Below are 16,100 nucleotides of genomic sequence, written 5' to 3' on the forward strand. Positions count from 1 at the left end.
ACACGCTCCGCATTTCGATCAGTTACGGTGTGTAGCCCTGGCCTGTTCGTCCGCCGCGCCGCCCGCTCCGACCAGCCCGGTCCGCATCCCTTCGAGCCGCGAGGCGAACCGCCGCATCTCCCGCTGCCCCACCGTCCCGATGAGCGCGGGCAGATACCCGCGCACACCCTGCATCCCGCGCAGCCACCACTGCCCGTAGACGTGCGCCGACCGCCGTTCGATCCCGGCGACGATCCGGTCGACGGCCGGCCCCAGCGGATATGTCTTGTTCGACGGCCACGGCAGCCGCTGCCTCAACTCCCGCATGACGTCGTCCTGATCGGCCCCGCGCACCATGTCGGTGTCGGTCCACGAGAGGTAGGCCACGCCGACCCGTACGCCCCGGTGACCGACCTCGGCCCGCAGGCTGTGCGCGTACGCCTCCACCCCGGACTTGGACGCGCAGTACGCGGTCATCATCGGCGCCGGGGTGATCGCCGCGAGGGAGGCGATCTGGAGCAGATACCCGCGGCTCTCCGTCAGCACCGGCAGGAACGCGCGGGCCGTCACCGCCGAACCGATCAGATTGACCTCGATGACGCGCCGCCAGGCCTCCGGATCCGAGTCCATGAACGGACCGCCGGTCGCCACACCGGCGTTGGCGACGACGAGGTCGACCTTCCCGAACCGCTCCTTGACCTCCCGAGCGACCCGGGTCATTGCCTCGTGGTCGGTGACGTCGGCGTACCAGTGGGCACTGTCGCCGTGCAGCCGATCGGCGACCTGCTTGAGGGCGTCCGCCTCCAGGCCGGCCAGCGCCACCGTGGCGCCGCGCGCCGACAGCTTGCGGGCCAGGAGCTCGCCCACGCCCCGGGCGGCCCCGGTGATCACCGCGACCTGTCCCTCCAGGCTCACCCTGCTCATGCGCCCTCCTTCACCTGTCCGTACGCCGTGACGAGTTCCCGGATCTTCCCGCTGACCAGCTCGGGCGCCTCGACCGGTGTCATATGGCCGAGCCCGGGCAGCTCGGTCACGCCGAGGCAGACCGGCAGGGCCGCGGCCAGCGAGCGCGCGTGCACCGGCGGGGTCATCCGGTCCGCCGTGCCGACGACCACGGCCGTCGGCGCCCTCAACTCCCGTACGCCGTGGTCGAGATCGAGCAGATCGAGCACCTGGGACCAGGCGTACCGCACCTTGCGGGGACAGGCGTGCACGATACGGGCGCACGCCTCGACCATGTGCGGGGCCGAACCCGGGCCCATCGTCGCGTACTTGAGGATCCGCCGGGCCGGCGGTGTGACCGGCCCGAGCGGCGCCCGTGAACCGAGAATCCGCTTGGTCAGCAGGGTCCGCAACCGGCCGGCCCGGATCGGCACGACCCGCGATTCGGCGACCAGTCGTGAACTGCCCGTGCTGCACAGCAGTACGGCGGCCGCGTGCTCCCGGAACCCGGGGCGGGCGGAGGCGGCCAGCACCGTCATCCCTCCCATGGAGTGACCGGCGACCACGGCCTTCTCGCCCGGCGCGAGCGTCGCCGCCATCACGGCTTCGAGGTCGTCGGCGAGTGCCTCCGTACCGCAGGCGGGGCTCGCCGGGCTGCGTCCGTGGCCCCGCTGGTCGTAGGCGATGACCCGGTGGTCGGCGGCCAGTTCGCGGATCTGGGCGGCCCAGAAGGCGGTGGAGCAGGTCCAGCCGTGCGCGAGGAGGACGGCGGGCGCGTCGTCGGCGCCGTGCACCTCGACATGCAGCCGGGCGCCGTCGGCGGAGACGACGGTGAGTTCGCGGGCCGGGGCGGGCGGGGCGTAGGGGCCGGAGGCCACATGGGTCAGGCGGCTCACGCGGTCACCGCCTTGTCCGTCGCGTCCGCTGTGTCTGCCGTGTCTGCTGTATCTGTTGTGTCCGCCGTCGTCGGCTTCATCGTCTGCTTCGGCTCCTTGGCGGCGGGCGGGCGACGAATCTCGTACTCCGCCAGATCCACCCGGCGCGTGGCACGCCGGAACTCGGTCGTCGTACCGGGCCAGATGGTGGTGTTGCGGCCGTTGGCGTCGAGGTACCAGCTGTCGCAGCCCGTGTTCCACACCGTGCGCTTCATCCGCTCCTGCACCCGGCGGTTCCAGGCGTCAACGGCGCTCGGGCGGGCGTCCAGGGCGGCGCGTCCGCCGAGGACGTCGAGCTGTCGTACGAAGTCGGCCATGTAGTTCAGCTGGGACTCGATCATCAGGATCATGGAGGTGTTCCCGAGGCCGGTGTTGGGCCCGATGACCGTCATCCAGTTGGGGAAGCCGGCCGCGGAGGCGCCGCGCAGGGCCTCCATGCCGTCCTTCCAGGTCTCGGCGAGGGTCCGCCCGTCCGCGCCCACCACTCGCTGGGCGATCGGCATGTCGGTGACATGGAACCCGGTACCGAAGATGATCGCGTCGACCTCGGCCTCGGTGCCGTCGGCGGCGACCACGGTCGAGCCGCGGATCTCGGACAGCCCGCTCGCGACCACGTCCACATTGGGCCGCACGATCGCCGGGTAGTACTCGCTGGACAGCAGGATCCGCTTGCAGCCGATGCGGTAGTCGGGCGTGAGCCTGGCGCGCAGGGCCGGATCCTTGACCGAGCGGGCCATGTTGCGCCGGGCCAGGGCTTCGATCACGCCGAGCTCGTTGGGGCGCTTGGTGAACGCCTGGACCTGCAACTCCCTGATGCTCCACAGGATTCCGCGGCGGGCCCGAGTGGTGAGGGGGAGCCGCCGGTGCAGCCATCGCTCCGCTGCGGTGATGTCGCGGTCCATGCGGGGCAGCACCCACGGCGGGGTGCGCTGGAAGAGGGTCAGCCGGGAGACGTCCGGCTGGATGGCCGGCACGATCTGGATCGCGGAGGCGCCGGTGCCGACCATGGCGACGCGCTTGCCGCGCAGGTCGTAGTCGTGGTCCCAGCGGGCGGAGTGGAAGACCTTGCCGGGGAAGGAGTCGAGCCCGGGGATGTCCGGGATCTTCGGGTCGGACAGCGGACCGGTCGCGGAGACGACGATGTCGGCGGAGAGGTTCCCGCCGCTGGTCTCGATGTCCCAGCACAGCCGCTCGCCGTTCCAGGTCATCCGCTTCACCTCCGAGTCGAAGCGGATGTGGGGGCGCAGCCGGAAGACGTCCGCGACATGCTCCAGATAGGCGCGGATGTGCTGCTGCCCGGAGAAGGTGCGGGGCCAGTCGGGGTGAGGGGCGAAGGAGAACGAGTAGAGATGGGACGGCACGTCGCACGCGCATCCCGGATAACTGTTGTCCCGCCAGGTACCGCCGACGCTGCCGGCCCGCTCCAGGACGACGAAGTCGGTGACGCCCTCGCGCCTGAGCCGGACGGCGGCGCCCAGCCCGCCGAACCCGGACCCGATCACCGCCACCCGTACGTGCTCGTGTTCGTGCTCGTGCTCCGCCATCCCTGAGCCTCCACGCATCGCCTAGGACTCCGCCAGTGAACACTGGCGCAATGGGAGCGTAGAGCAGCACCCATACCGACCGGTAGGGGTCGGGCCCCAGCAACTTACCGGCGGTACAACATAGGCTTCTGACGTGGACGAAGAAGGCGGACGACGCGAGTACCGCATGGAGGAGCTGGCCCGGCTGGCCGGCATCACGGTGCGCACCCTGCGCTTCTACCGCGAACGCAAACTCATCCCGCCGCCCCGGCGCCAGGGCCGCATCGCCTGGTACGACGACCACCACCTGGCCCGGCTGCGCACCATCTCGGCGCTCCTGGAACGCGGCCACACCCTGAACGGCATCGCGGAGCTGGCGGAGGCCTTCGACCACGGCCGGGACGTCGCCGATCTGCTCGGCATGGACACCCCCACCGAGGAGACCCCGGTCCGCCTCACCCCCGAGGACCTCGCCGACCGCTTCGCCGGCGAGGCCACCCCCGAGAACCTCGCGGCCGCGCTGGACCTCGGCTACCTCGGCACCGACGGCGAGGAGATCGTCCACATCAGCCGCCGTCTGCTGGATGTCTCGTCCGCCCTGGTCCGCGAAGGCATCCCCCTCGCGGACGTCCTGGAAGCGGGCCGCCGCGTACGCGCACACGCGGACGCCCTCGCGGAACTCTTCGCCGACGTGATCCTGCGCCACGCCCCGGAGGAGGACCTCCAGCGCCTGCGCCCACTGGCCCAGAGCGTGGTCGCGGCGGAACTCTCACTGGCGCTGGACCGGCGGTTGAGGAAGCAGGGCTAGCTAGCTACCTGGCTAGAGGTCGTAGACCACAGTCACCGGCGCATGGTCGGACCAGCGTTCGTCATGGGTGGCCGCACGCTCGACAAAGCCCTTGACCGCCTTGGCGGCGAGGCCGGGGGTCGAAACATGGAGGTCGATGCGCCAGCCCGAGTCGTTGTCGAAGGCCCGCCCCCGATACGACCACCACGTGTACGGCCCCTCCACCTCCGGATGCAGCGACCGCACGACGTCCACATAGCCGCCGTCCGCCGGGTCGAAGACCTGGGTCAGCCAGGCCCGCTCCTGGGGCAGGAAGCCGGAGTTCTTCTGGTTGGACCGCCAGTTCTTGAGGTCGGCCCGCTGGTGGGCGATGTTCCAGTCGCCGCACACGACCACTTCGCGGCCGTCGGCGGCGGCGCGCACGCGGAGTTCCTTGAGATGGGCGAGGAACTCGGTCATGAAGCGGGTCTTCTCGTCCTGGCGGTCGGTGCCGACCTCGCCGGAGGGGAGGTAGAGGGAGGCGACCGTGACACCCGGCAGGTCGGCCTCGACGTACCGTCCAGCGGTGTCGAACTCGGACGAGCCGAAGCCGACCTGGACGCGGTCGGACTCGCGGCGGGAGTAGAGGGAGACACCGGCGCGGCCCTTGGCGGCGGCGGGGGCGTGGACGACGTGCCAGCCCTCGGGCGCGCCGGCGGGTTCGGGCAGCTGGTGCGGCTCGGCGCGCACCTCCTGGAGGCAGAGCACATCGGCGGAGGTGGCGGCCAGCCACTCCACGAAGCCCTTCTTGGCGGCGGCGCGCAGTCCGTTCACATTGGCGGAGGTCACAGTTAGCAAAACACTCTCCAGAACAAAGGAAGACGCAGGAACGCTACTGGACGGCGGCACCCTCACTTTCCGGCGCCCACGGATCCGGCTCCCACACGGGATGAACCTCGACCCGAACACCGTCTTCCGTCTTGGTGACGGCCACGCGGCGCACAAGCTGTTTCAAGATCTCATTGCGCTCGCGTGCGTTTAGCGTCTCCCACTCCTCGACCGTGCCGACGATCAACGATTCGTAGTCGGCGCGGTGTGGAGTCGCCTCGACCTCGGCAACCCGCTCCATCGCTTTCGTGTTGGCGGCCTGCTGGGTACGGATACGGTCCCGAGCGGCCTCGTACTCGCCGGGCCCGTAGTCGTCCGGGTTCATGGCCCGGTCCGTGCGGAGGTTGACCAGTGCACTGGCGAGTTGGTCGGCCTCGCGCTGGAGGCGTGCGCGCTCGCGGGCGGCCTGCACGCGATCGTCGCGCACTTCGGTGCGCTGCTGGGGAATGCTGGGGGCGGCGTCAATACCGGGTGCGGCCTCTCTCGCAAGCCACTTGAAGACTTCGCCTTCGGCGTGCTCCCGTTTGATCCACACGCCGGGGCATGCGGTCGGACCGCTGACGGTTCGGCGTCCACACCGATACGAGAAACCAGGGACCTTGACTGTCTGGCCGTCGACAACCCGCTGAGCGTTGTTCGCGGCTAGGTTGCCGCGGCACTGCGTGTGACGCATGAGTCCCGACAGTTCGTAGGTCGCCCGGCGGGCACGTGGCGCGGTGCGGCGCATCGCCTCGCGTCGCTCTTGGTACATCTGCCAGAGTTCAGCGCTGATCAGTTCCTCTTGCGCTCCGGGTATGAACAGCACATCGGGGCAGTTCCCGCGTACCTCCGGGGCGCACTGGCACTTCGGGTTGTGGACGCGAAGCAGGCCAGCGCAGAAACCCGAATCCATGTACCGGATAAGGGTCTGTTCGGACCAGTGGCCGCCGCGGGTCGTGCGGTGGCCGTCGGTGTTCAGTTCGCCCACCAGCGCATAGAAGGGGTCGCCGTCGATGTACTGGCGGAAGCGGTCGGCCATGGCGGGGCCGAGGACGTCGTGTGCGACGTAGCGTTCCTCTTGCAGGATGAATTGGCCCGGCCTCTCCGGGTCTGGGAGTCGGCGCGGATGCCATACGTACCCGAATCGGGGGCGCCCGGTGGCGGGTAGGTGGAGCTTGTAGCGGCGGTGGTCGTGAGTCTCGCGCCACTGCTCGCCGCGCACGTCGGATTCGTACGCGGCGAACTCAAAGAGGATGCCGCGTTGCAGTCGGCCGGTAGCCGTGCGCGCGTCTACTTCCTCGGTGGCGGATTCGAGTTGGCCGCCCGCGTCCTCAAGGCGTTTGAGGTTGACGGCGACGCCGTCGCGGGAGCGTCCGAAGCGGCTGTACTTCCATACCGCGATGCCGCGCGCCTCTCCAGCTTCAACGCGCCTGATCCCGCCCATGATCTTGCGCTTGAAGTTACGACCCGTAACGTCAAGATCGATGATCAGCGGTTCGAGGAGACGCCGGCCGGTGCGCTTGGCCCATCCTCGAAGGGCCGTTTCTTGCAGTTCGGGGCTGATCTTCTCCTCTTTCCACGTTGACACGCGGATGTATCCGAGCCACGGTTCGCCGTCTTCGTCAACCGGCGAGCCGCGGAATGTGGCAGGTAGGTCAAGGATGGTCACAGTGCCTTCCGTTCGGATCGATCGTCCGTGGATGGGCGCAGTTGGATCACGTTGCCCGCGGCCTGCTCGCCCGGTAAGCGTTCGCCAGGGTTGGGCGGCGCGGTGGGCTGGTCGAGCAGACCGCGCGCAACGTGTTCGAGTGCCTGCTGATAGCCGACACGGTGTGCTGTGGAGAGTTGGGCGTCCGTGACCCGTTGGTTGCGGCCTAGCAGCCACGCGATTACGGCGGGTAGGGCCGCAATGGCGATGAAGAACCCTGCTGCGGCTGCTCCGGTGTCTTGGTTTTCGGGGTGGAGGCCCAGAGCGCCAACGGTGAGTCCCGCCAGGAACAGTGAGTTTGCCAGCCATGGGAGATAGCGGCTGGTGTTCAATGCGGAGCCTCCGTGATCGCTATTGCTCGGCGGCGTGGTCTCCGTCGCCGGAGCGCTGTCGTTGCTGCTGGAGCGTGCGTGTCATCGCGACGAACAGGTCTCTCTGTTGCTCGTCAGTGATGCCGAGTTGGGTCGCGGCGTCCTCGGGGGTGATGCGGGATTCGCCAGCGGGTGGGTGCTGGACGGCCTGTAGGTCGCTGTCGCTGAGGATTCCGGCGCGTACGAGTACGACGCCGAGGCGGAGGCCGAGCGCTTCGGCGAGCTGCGTAAGGGTGTTGATGTCCTGCTCGCCGGTGCCCTTCAACAGGCGCGAGATCGTCGGGCGTGAGATGCCGGAGTCCTCGGCGAACCGGGTCTGTCCGCCGCCGCGCGGGGACAGGTTGTAACCGCGGGCTTCCAGTTCCTTGCGGAGCCACTGACCGAACGCCTGGTCGGCGTTGCTGCTGTTTTTCATGCGTGCAATGTATCGCCCATGAACGTACATCGACAGACCGATCACGCATGACCATGACGTGAGTCACGACAGAGCACCCCCTTTGCCCCTGGTCCGCGCATTTACTCGAACGAGTGTCCGATTCTGCCCTCGTGGCATATGCGAGTCAACAGTAAACATCTGTGAACTCAGAGTCACACGAGATTCACGTTCGTTCACGCGTGATCGATGCGTGGTACGTTGCGTTCACGAGCGAAACGTATCGTTCGTGAAAGGACTTCTGTGTCATGCGCTACGACCGCACGCTTCTGCGGAACGCCGCCCGAGGGGCCGGCGATTCCACTCCGTCCGACATCTCCCGGCGTCTTGAAGTCGCCCCGGCGACCGCTTGGCGCCTGTTCCACGGGCACACGGCGCCCTCGGCGCGTGTCGCCGCCGCCGTCGAGCGCGCCTACGGCGTGCCCGCCTCGCAGCTGTGCAAGGCGGCTGCATGACCGCCCGCGTAATCACCCGCGAGCAGGCGTTCGCCAACGCCCGCCGGGTCCTCGACCAGGCCCGCGACCGGCGCGACGCCGACCGCGCCGCCGGGCGCATCGCCCCCGAGGTCGAACTCGTCTTGCGCCGCCTCGAACGCGAGCAGCGCCAGCATGCGCCCGCCGTCGAGCACCGCGCCGCCGCCTGAAAACGCGGAGGGCCGCCCGGACGCGACCCGGACGGCCCTCCCGACCGAACCCCGAGAGGTACCGATCGTGAACATCGCTGAGCGTACCGCCCCCGCACCGGCCGCCACTGACACCGAGAAGCACCGCATCCGTACGGGCGTGATCGCCCGGCAGCTGGACCAGATCGCCCCCGGTACCGCCCGCGTGCGGACCGTCCCCGTGACGACCGACCGCGACGGCGAGCAGCGCCTCGCGACGTGGGTCGCCCTCGACGACGCCCTCGGCGGGCCGGTCAAGGCCGACCACGACGCGCACCGCGCCGCCCGCGGCCTGCTGCTGCGGATGTTCCCCGCCGCCGACTGGACCCGCCCCCACGCCTACGACGCGATCACGGGCGACCTCGCCCTCGACGAGCCGACCATGCCCGAGGAGCTGTACGGATGATCCGCCCCACGCTCACCGCCGACGGCCTCGCCGTCCGTCTGCCGATCGCCGACCGCGCCGAGCAGCTGCTCGACTCCCTGGCCCTCGCATACGCCGAGCACCCCGACGACGTCGGCGCACTGCTCGCTACGCACGCCGCGAACGTCGTCCGCCTCGATCACGCCGTCGTGAGCGAGGACATGCCCGAGTACGAGCGGTCGATGCGTGCCGCCGCCGCCGACGGGACCCGCGAGGCCCTGCTCGCCGAGGCACCGCCCGCCGACAGCCTCGACGACCTGCTCGACCCCGACGACGCGCTCACCCTCGCCCAGCGCATCGCCGGCCTCGCCGCACACATCGACCCCCGCGCCGCCGTAAAGGGCATGCAACACCGCGCCCCGTCGTGCGACCACAACCAGGGCGTACACGGCCGGCACCACGCCGACGGCCGCCGGTACTGCAACGCGTGCAACAACCCCGCGACCGCGGACGGTTGCGCCCACGGGAACCCCCGGTGCGGCGCCCAGCCCGTACGGCCGTACCCGTGCGGGTGGCGATGCGACGACCACCAACCGGCCCGCACCCGCCCCTACTTCACCGCCGCATGACTGGCCCGGCGGCGAGGACGAACCGCCGGCGCCCCACCCCGACAGGAGCACAACCCCCGTGACGTGGTTCAAAGTCGACGACACCTCGCACGCGCACCCCAAGCTGTTGAGGGCCGGAAACGCCGCCCTCGGCCTGTGGGTCCGCGCCGGCGCCTACGCCGCCCAGCACCTCACCGAGGGAGTGATACCGGGCGTCGTCGCCCAGCTGTACGGCACCGCCCCCCAGGCCCGGAAGCTGGTCGCGTCCGGCTTGTGGCACGCCCACGGGCACGACTGCACCCGATGCAAGCAGCCGCCCGCCGGCGACTACGTGATGCATGACTTCCTGATCTACAACCCGAGCCGAGCGCGCGTCGAGGACGAGCGAGCCAAGGCCGCCGACCGGCAGCAGCGGGCCCGCGAACGCGCCGCCGAGCAGCGGAACCAGGAGCGTAATCCGCTCGATTCGTCGGCGAATCGTCCGCGAATCGACGACGATCCGAGGCAGGAAAATCGCGAACCGTCCGCGAATCAAATCGAGTTCCCGGAAGACATCGCAGGTCAGGGCGAACCGTCACAGCGTGACGAGGTCGACCCGTCACGGTCCCCCCGACCCGACCCGACCCGCCCCGCTGTACCTCCTACGGAGGTACAGCAAGCTAGCTACGGCTCGACCCCCGCCGTCCCGCCGAGCCTTCGGCCGTTGCGTGACGCGCTCACCGCCGCCGGCGTCGTCGTCGAGTGGTCCCTCGCCGAGGCCGATTGGTTCCGCCTCGAAGCGATCGTGAAGCGGACCGCTGTCCCCGCCCTGGTCGATCACGCCCGCGAGCAGTGGCGCCGCGCCCGTTCCCGCCCCCGCAGCGTGCGCTACTTCCTGCCCGGCTGGACCGCACTCCCGCCCGTGCCGGCCGGCGCCCCGACCGCCCCCGGGGCCGACGTGATCCCCCTCGACGCCGCCCGCCCAGGCCGCGTGGCCCGCGCCGCCGACATGTTCGCCGCCGCCCTCAACTCGCCTCAGGAGCACGCCAGATGACCCGGGAAGAAGTCGCCGCCCTGCTCGCCTATGCCGTGCGCCTCGACCCGCGGAGCGCCCCGACGGACCAGGCCGCCGCCGAGGAAACCCTCGACCAGTGGGCCGACCTGCTCGACGACGTACCGCCGACCGCGCCGCACCCCGCCGGCCGGCACTGGGACGCCGCACAGGTCGTACGCCATCACATAGCAACCAGCCCGTACCCGATCAAGCCGTCGGACGTGTCGCGCCCGTGGCACAGCTTCCGGCGCGACGTGGTCGACCGGCACCACGACCCCGTTCCCGCCGCCGATCCGGACAACCCCGAGGCGTACCGGGCCGAGCTGCTCGGCACCCGGCACGCCGTAGCCGTCGGTGCCGCCCCAGCCGCGACCTTCCGCGAGTTGACCGGCGGGCCCGCCCCCGAGGTCGCCGAACGCCTCGCCGCCCTCGGCGAGTATGTCCCGCGCACCGTCGCCGCCACCCTCGCCGAGTTCCGGCCGCGCCGCGCCGAGCGCGAACGCCTCGCCGTCGAGGGACTGCCCGACCCGCTCGACGTGGCGTGCACGTACGAGCAGTGTCGCGCCCACGCCGGCGAGCCGTGCGTCAACTACCGCCGCAACCCGCGCAGCACTGCGCACCCGTCCCGCCTCGACCTCGCCACCGCCCGCCGCTACGCCCCGAAGGAGCCGGCCGCATGAAGCGCAACAAGAAACACCCCGACCGCGCCCCGCACCGACGCCGCGCCTCGGCGACGGACCGTACGAAGAACACCAAGTCGTTCCGCGTGACGGGATCATGGGACAAGCGCCCCAACCGGCCCGCCATCAAGGCCACGTCCGACCGGCACGCCCGCGACCGGATCGCCCGCGAGATGCGCGACCAAGGCGCATACGTGATCGTTGAGCAGCACCGCGGACACGGCCAGTGGCGCACGCTATACGAACTCGACGGGCCCGCCCTGCTCGCCGAGCACCGGCGGGCCGCCGAGGAGCAGCGCCGGCAGGCCGTCGAGGAGCGCCGTCGGGCCGAGCAGGTCGAGGCCGCCGCCGAGCAGTCCGAGCGCGACCGCGCCGGCCTCGCCCGCCTCATGGTGCGCCCGCCAGTCGCCCGCGAGCAGTGCGGACGCCGCGACGCCCGGCACGTCACCGGGGCACAGCGATGATCCCGCCGGCCGCCGTCGCCATCGTGCGCGCCGCCGTCGAGATCACCCTCGGCAACGGCCTACGCAGCGCCGGCGACATGGCCGAGCAGGTCGTCGAGGAACTGACGGCGATGGGGTGGACGATCACCCTCGACGAGCCCGACGACGACCGCCCAGCAGCCGCGTAGCCCGGAAATCGAATCGACCAAGGGTCACACACGAGAGCTATCGTTCGTTCGTGAGCGATACAGCTCGCACGAGAAAGAACATTCTGAACGGCTACATCCCGACGGAGGTACATCCCATGGACCGGCCCACCCCGGCCCAGCGGTTCGCCGACAAGGTGACCACCGCCGGCCCCTGGTCACTCCGCCGGAACTGCCTCGGCCCATGCCACCCGTGGGACGGCGCCCAGAACGAAAAGGGCTACGGCACGTTTTGGGTCGACGGCCGCACCGTCAAGGCCCACCGCTACGCCTACGAGCAGGCCAACGGCCCCATACCCGCCGGCCTCGAAGTCGACCACCGGTGCCGCCGCCGTGAGTGCGTCGCCCCCTCCCACCTCGAAGCCGTCACACACCGCACGAACATCCTCCGCTCGACGAACCACGTCGCCGCCCGCGCCGCCGTCACGCACTGCCCCGCCGGCCACCGCTACGACCGGGCGAACACCATCCGCGCGAAGAACGGAACGAGGAAGTGCCGGGCGTGCAAGAACGCATCCGCCCGCGCCACCCGCGCCGCGAAGCGCGAGGCCCGCCTCGCCGTCGTCGAGCCCATCCGACCGACCGTCCCCACCCTCGAAAGGGCCGCGTAACCCATGAGTGGCGAGACCACCATCACCATGACCGGCAACGTCGTTGCCGACCCTGAGCTCAGGTTCACCCCGTCCGGCGCCGCCGTGACGAACTTCCGCATGGCCTCGACGCCCCGGAAGTTCAACCGCCAGACCAACGAATGGGAAGACGGCGAGCCGCTGTTCCTCGGCGTGGCCGTGTGGCGCCAGCAGGCCGAGCACGTCGCCGAGTCCATCCAGCGCGGCATGCGCGTGATCGTCGTGGGCCGACTCACGCAGCGCCAGTACGAGGCCACCGACGGCAGCAAGCGCAGCAGTTACGAGATTCGGGCCGACGAGGTCGCCCCGTCGTTGCTGCGCGCGACCGCCGTCGTGACCAAGGCCAACGGCAACACCCAAGGCGCCCAGCAGCCCGCCCAGTCGCACGGCCAGCAGCACGAGGGATACGCCCAGCAGCCCGCCGGCAACCCGTGGGCTACCCAGAGATACAACGCCGAGCCCCCATTTTGATCACACCCGAAGGCACGCTAATCACTTTGGGCGCGTTCCAAGATCTTGTCCAGGACCGCTCCAATGGCGATATACGCCACGGCCAGTTCTGCGTGCGGCTCCCGCTTTGCCCCCTGCATTGCAGACGTGCGATGACGATCCGCCTCGCTTTGAGCCCACTCCCGACCAGCGCGGATGCCGTCCACCAATCGATTCACATCAGTCATGCGCCGAAGGTCTCACCGGCATACCGGGCGTCGCCCACAACATGCACCAGAGCGATGTGCAATCACCCATTTCCACCACGCCCGCGACCGGTCGCCGGCCCGCCCGCGCGCGCGAAGCACGCCCGTTCGTGTGCATCGCGCCCGTGGTGACCGTCGCCCCGCATACAACCCCTCGAACCCGAGCCAGGAGCCACGCCCCATGACCCGCATTCCCTACGAGCAGGCCCTCGCGTGAGTGGCGCAACGTGGGCGATCGTCCTTGCCCTGGTCGTCGCGTCCGGCGTGCCCCTCGGCCTGTGGGCATGCCGGCGCGACCCCGGCCCCCTCGCCTGCACCTGCGACACCGACCGCGCCCTGTTGCGCCTCGCCAAGGGGGAAGGCCGATGCCCCCGCAACTGCATCACGTGCCGAGTGATCACCGAACGCGCCCAAGAGAACAACAGATGACCACCACCGCCGAGCCTCGCCGCCGTCAGCACTGAGCACAGGAGCAGCCACACCATGATGACCACCCTTGCCCCCGCCGCCCTGCCCGTCTCCCGCCGCGCCGCGGTCGACCTCGCCGCCGTGCGCGAGCAGTGGGGCGACCTGCTCGCCGCCATCAACCACCGACCGGCCGCGGAGTGGCCGCCGCGCGAGGCCCGCGGATTCCTCGACCAGCTCGCCGCCGACGACCGCGCCGAGGACGACGACGCGATGCCCGTCGAGGCCGTCGTCGGTCGGCTCCCGCTCACCATCCGCGAACACCCCGCCCCGCTCAACCTCGACGCCCTCGACGCCGCCCTCGCCGTCGAGCGCGACCTGTTCGGCCTCGCCGACGCCGTCGCCGAGCAGGTGCAGCGCTCCATACGGCCGGCCCGTGGCGCTCACGGCCGGTTCATCTCCGACCAGGTCGACGCCGCCGACCCGGCACGGTGGCACCCGCCGACGCACCGCGACGCCGGCCCCGCGAGCGCCGCCTCGGCCGGTAGCCGCGCGTACGGGCTGCATTGGGCCGCCGTATGGCTGGAGGGGCGCGCCCTCGGTGAGGACATGGGCGACGTGTTCGAGCCCATGTCGGCCCGCCTGCTCGACGAGGTCGCGGCGACCGCCCGCCGCGCGCGCCACACGATCGAGCGCGCCCTCGGCCGCAACGGACGCACGACCACCCTCGACGAGCCGTGCCCGTTCTGCCGCGGGCAGCTCGCCGCCCACACCCGACCCGGGGGCGAACCGGTCGTCACCTGCTCGACCGGCGAGGCGTGCGAGGCCCCCGTCGACCTCGACGGCCGGCGCCGGGCGTGGCGAGGCGCCGATCTCGTTGGATTGTGGGTCGCTCTCAGCGCAAAGCGGTGACTGGCTTCGCGGGAGAGGGCAGCACGGCAACCCTGGGTAAGGGGATCCCCCAGTGTCGCCGCTATCGCTGCCCTCCGAACCGCTACGCGCGATTCCTTAAAGATCGTGGCGAACAAGCTCCACAATCACAGCCCACAGGGCGCGAACGCCCAGTGCTACGGCTGCACGTGCAGCAAGCTCGCGCATGAGCTCTGCCCGCCTGGTCGAGGGTTTCTCGGCCATGTCTCCTCCTCCTTGTTCGGGTTCGCCGGGCGTCATGACCCCGACGGCCCGACTCCCGGCGACCCTCCCCAGATGGGAAGCGGAGACAGGTCCAACTTAGCGATCAGCACAGGGCGTTGATAAGAGCACACCTCTTGTGTACCCAGTTCAGAACTTAGTACAGTCAGTTCCGCCGGACGTCACCCGGCGGACCCGCAGACCGACCAGCCCAAGGGAGCAACCCCAATGAGCGCAGTCACCATCCCCGGCGCCCTCGCCGACTACGTCACCGATCAGTTCATCGGAGACGACGAGACCGCCGCTGTCCTCGACGCCGCCCGTCGCGGTCGTGGCCGGACTCTGGTCATCGAGCCGACCAGCCCGCGCATCCTGCACGTCATCAGCCGGTACGCCGAAAGCGTGCTCGCCATGAAGCGCAACCGCGCCCAGCGCGACGCCGCCCGCCTGTGGATCAAGCGCGCCGGTAACTCCCCGGCCCGCATGGTCCACCACTTCACCAGCACCGGCACGGCCTACAACCACACCCAGACCCGCTACGACATCCGCGACGGTGACGTACTGGTCATCCACTCCGAGCAGGTTGTCGGCATCCTGGTCAGCGCCTACCCCGCCGCCATCACCAAGGAGAACGGCGACCTTCACACCCTCACCGCGCCGGCCCGCGAGATCGAGGGCGGCACGTACGCAGCGAGCGCCGAGGCCGCCGAGCAGATCGCCCGCAGCTACGGTTTCCCCCTCGCTGGCGAGGAGACCGAGCCGGCCCCCTACGCCGAGGGCGCCCGCGTGCAGCAGGGCAACCGCACCGGCACGGTTACCGCCGTCAACGTGCCCATGTTCCACCTCGACACACAGACCACCACCCGCGACAACGTGACCATTGAGTGGGACCACGGCACCACCTCGACCATCCACCCGAGCCATGTCGAGCCCGCCAACGAGACCACCGAGGAGATCGAGGCGCAGCAGGCCGCCGCCGAGGTGACCGAGATCGAGGCCAGCGCCGGCACATGGCGGGGCGAGTGGATCGGCGAGGAGTCGGCCGGCGACACCCTGTTCGACGTCGAGCCGGCCGCCGAACAGGGCGCCCTGTTCACCGAAGGCGACCAGCCCGCCCGCGAGGCCATCGCTGTGCGCATGACCCCGGAGCCGGCCGGCCTCGCCCGCATCCGCGCCAAGGCCGCGGCCGACCGCGAGGCGTACCGCGCCGAGATGGACGAGCGGCAGGCCGCCGACCACATCGCCCACGGCGCCCCCGTACCGGCCGCCCTACAGGCCCGCATCGACGCGCGCCGCGCCGAGGCCGCCGCCGAGCCGGCCGAGACCCTGCCCGCCCGCCGCGTAATCGAGGGCGTGATCGTGGGACACGCCGGCGCCGCGGAGGGCAGCACCCCGGCGGACGCCGGACACCCGAACGTGATCGCCGCCCGCGCCACCCTCGACGGCCTCGCCGTCGCCCGCATGACCGACCACCACGACGTGAGCGACCCGACCGAGGCCGAGCAGGACGTACGCGGCTATCTGGTCGACCCGCGCGAGGGAAACCGCGTCGCCGTCTACTGGCTTGAGGGCGGGCGCACCATCCGCCGCGACACCCCCGGGCACGGCCCCGCCCTCGAATGCCTCGCCGACCGCCTCGAACGCCGCGGCTGGAGGGTCGAGAAGATGCTCAGGTCCTCGCAGTGCGTCTTTGCCCACCGCCCGACGAGCTAATCAACCAC

21 protein-coding genes are annotated in these 16,100 nt (G+C 70.6%); 14 read left to right on the plus strand and 7 right to left on the minus strand.

Going from position 1 to position 16,100, the window contains the following annotated elements; translation table 11 throughout:
* Positions 1–18 precede the first annotated feature (18 nt).
* The 3 genes from F7R91_RS32615 to F7R91_RS32625 are packed head-to-tail and all read right to left on the minus strand — an operon-like array spanning position 19 to position 3,400.
* Positions 19–903: an SDR family oxidoreductase gene (locus F7R91_RS32615; RefSeq protein ID WP_150955247.1), complete on the minus strand. Its 885-nt coding sequence runs from the start codon at positions 901–903 to the stop codon at positions 19–21.
* Positions 900–1,817: an alpha/beta fold hydrolase gene (locus F7R91_RS32620; RefSeq protein ID WP_150955249.1), complete on the minus strand. Its 918-nt coding sequence runs from the start codon at positions 1,815–1,817 to the stop codon at positions 900–902. The genes F7R91_RS32615 and F7R91_RS32620 overlap by 4 nt, the downstream gene beginning before the upstream one ends.
* Positions 1,814–3,400: a flavin-containing monooxygenase gene (locus F7R91_RS32625; protein WP_150955252.1), complete on the minus strand. Its 1,587-nt coding sequence runs from the start codon at positions 3,398–3,400 to the stop codon at positions 1,814–1,816. Before F7R91_RS32625 ends, F7R91_RS32620 begins: the two co-directional genes overlap by 4 nt.
* Positions 3,401–3,566: 166 nt before the next feature.
* On the opposite strand from F7R91_RS32625, the gene F7R91_RS32630 reads away from it, so the two are divergent.
* Entirely contained in the window at positions 3,567–4,187 is a 621-nt protein-coding gene (locus F7R91_RS32630; protein ID WP_150955425.1) for a MerR family transcriptional regulator, read from the plus strand.
* Between the two features lie 12 nt (positions 4,188–4,199).
* Here F7R91_RS32630 and F7R91_RS32635 read toward each other — a convergent pair whose 3' ends face one another.
* Genes F7R91_RS32635 through F7R91_RS32650 form a run of 4 tightly spaced genes read right to left on the minus strand, consistent with a single transcriptional unit; the run spans position 4,200 to position 7,506 of the window.
* Positions 4,200–5,003 carry an exodeoxyribonuclease III gene (locus tag F7R91_RS32635; protein ID WP_150955255.1) on the minus strand — a complete coding sequence of 268 codons (804 nt, stop codon included), beginning with the start codon at positions 5,001–5,003 and terminating at the stop codon, positions 4,200–4,202.
* Positions 5,004–5,037: 34 nt separating this feature from the next.
* The gene (locus F7R91_RS32640; protein WP_225320902.1) at positions 5,038–6,681 is read right to left on the minus strand and encodes a recombinase family protein; all 1,644 of its coding nucleotides are present in this window, start codon (positions 6,679–6,681) and stop codon (positions 5,038–5,040) included.
* Entirely contained in the window at positions 6,678–7,052 is a 375-nt protein-coding gene (locus F7R91_RS32645; RefSeq protein WP_150955258.1) for a hypothetical protein, read from the minus strand. Before F7R91_RS32645 ends, F7R91_RS32640 begins: the two co-directional genes overlap by 4 nt.
* Before the next feature lie 19 nt (positions 7,053–7,071).
* The gene (locus F7R91_RS32650; protein WP_150955261.1) at positions 7,072–7,506 is read right to left on the minus strand and encodes a helix-turn-helix domain-containing protein; all 435 of its coding nucleotides are present in this window, start codon (positions 7,504–7,506) and stop codon (positions 7,072–7,074) included.
* A 266-nt stretch (positions 7,507–7,772) separates the two neighbouring features.
* On the opposite strand from F7R91_RS32650, the gene F7R91_RS42240 reads away from it, so the two are divergent.
* From F7R91_RS42240 to F7R91_RS32715, 13 genes are all read left to right on the plus strand, one after another.
* Positions 7,773–7,979: an XRE family transcriptional regulator gene (locus tag F7R91_RS42240; protein WP_191971721.1), complete on the plus strand. Its 207-nt coding sequence runs from the start codon at positions 7,773–7,775 to the stop codon at positions 7,977–7,979.
* On the plus strand, positions 7,976–8,167 hold the full coding sequence (locus F7R91_RS42245; protein WP_191971722.1) for a hypothetical protein: 192 nt from the start codon (positions 7,976–7,978) through the stop codon (positions 8,165–8,167). The genes F7R91_RS42240 and F7R91_RS42245 overlap by 4 nt, the downstream gene beginning before the upstream one ends.
* Positions 8,168–8,234: 67 nt before the next feature.
* Positions 8,235–8,591 carry a hypothetical protein gene (locus F7R91_RS32660; RefSeq protein ID WP_225320903.1) on the plus strand — a complete coding sequence of 119 codons (357 nt, stop codon included), beginning with the start codon at positions 8,235–8,237 and terminating at the stop codon, positions 8,589–8,591.
* Positions 8,588–9,178, plus strand: coding sequence for a hypothetical protein (locus F7R91_RS43145; protein ID WP_225320904.1), 591 nt, complete (start codon positions 8,588–8,590; stop codon positions 9,176–9,178). Before F7R91_RS32660 ends, F7R91_RS43145 begins: the two co-directional genes overlap by 4 nt.
* 58 nt (positions 9,179–9,236) lie before the next feature.
* The gene (locus tag F7R91_RS32675; RefSeq protein ID WP_150955263.1) at positions 9,237–10,190 is read left to right on the plus strand and encodes a mucin-2; all 954 of its coding nucleotides are present in this window, start codon (positions 9,237–9,239) and stop codon (positions 10,188–10,190) included.
* Positions 10,187–10,870, plus strand: a complete 684-nt coding sequence (locus F7R91_RS32680; RefSeq protein ID WP_150955266.1) for a zinc finger domain-containing protein — start codon at positions 10,187–10,189, stop codon at positions 10,868–10,870. Before F7R91_RS32675 ends, F7R91_RS32680 begins: the two co-directional genes overlap by 4 nt.
* Positions 10,867–11,334 (plus strand): hypothetical protein, encoded by a 468-nt coding sequence (locus F7R91_RS32685; protein ID WP_150955269.1) that lies wholly within the window; start codon positions 10,867–10,869, stop codon positions 11,332–11,334. Before F7R91_RS32680 ends, F7R91_RS32685 begins: the two co-directional genes overlap by 4 nt.
* Complete coding sequence (locus tag F7R91_RS32690; RefSeq protein WP_191971723.1) at positions 11,331–11,501, plus strand: hypothetical protein; 171 nt, start codon at positions 11,331–11,333, stop codon at positions 11,499–11,501. The genes F7R91_RS32685 and F7R91_RS32690 overlap by 4 nt, the downstream gene beginning before the upstream one ends.
* A gap of 50 nt (positions 11,502–11,551) precedes the next feature.
* Positions 11,552–12,130, plus strand: coding sequence for an HNH endonuclease signature motif containing protein (locus tag F7R91_RS43890; RefSeq protein WP_269144787.1), 579 nt, complete (start codon positions 11,552–11,554; stop codon positions 12,128–12,130).
* Between the two features lie 3 nt (positions 12,131–12,133).
* Positions 12,134–12,619, plus strand: coding sequence for a single-stranded DNA-binding protein (locus F7R91_RS32700; protein WP_150955275.1), 486 nt, complete (start codon positions 12,134–12,136; stop codon positions 12,617–12,619).
* Between the two features lie 437 nt (positions 12,620–13,056).
* Positions 13,057–13,272 carry a hypothetical protein gene (locus tag F7R91_RS32705; RefSeq protein ID WP_150955278.1) on the plus strand — a complete coding sequence of 72 codons (216 nt, stop codon included), beginning with the start codon at positions 13,057–13,059 and terminating at the stop codon, positions 13,270–13,272.
* Between the two features lie 54 nt (positions 13,273–13,326).
* Positions 13,327–14,160 (plus strand): hypothetical protein, encoded by an 834-nt coding sequence (locus F7R91_RS32710; RefSeq protein WP_150955281.1) that lies wholly within the window; start codon positions 13,327–13,329, stop codon positions 14,158–14,160.
* 447 nt (positions 14,161–14,607) lie between these two features.
* Positions 14,608–16,092: a hypothetical protein gene (locus F7R91_RS32715; protein WP_150955284.1), complete on the plus strand. Its 1,485-nt coding sequence runs from the start codon at positions 14,608–14,610 to the stop codon at positions 16,090–16,092.
* The last annotated feature ends 8 nt before the right edge of the window (positions 16,093–16,100 follow it).

The sequence above is a fragment of the Streptomyces luteolifulvus genome (assembly GCF_008806595.1).
GTDB classification, from domain to species: domain Bacteria; phylum Actinomycetota; class Actinomycetes; order Streptomycetales; family Streptomycetaceae; genus Streptomyces; species Streptomyces luteolifulvus.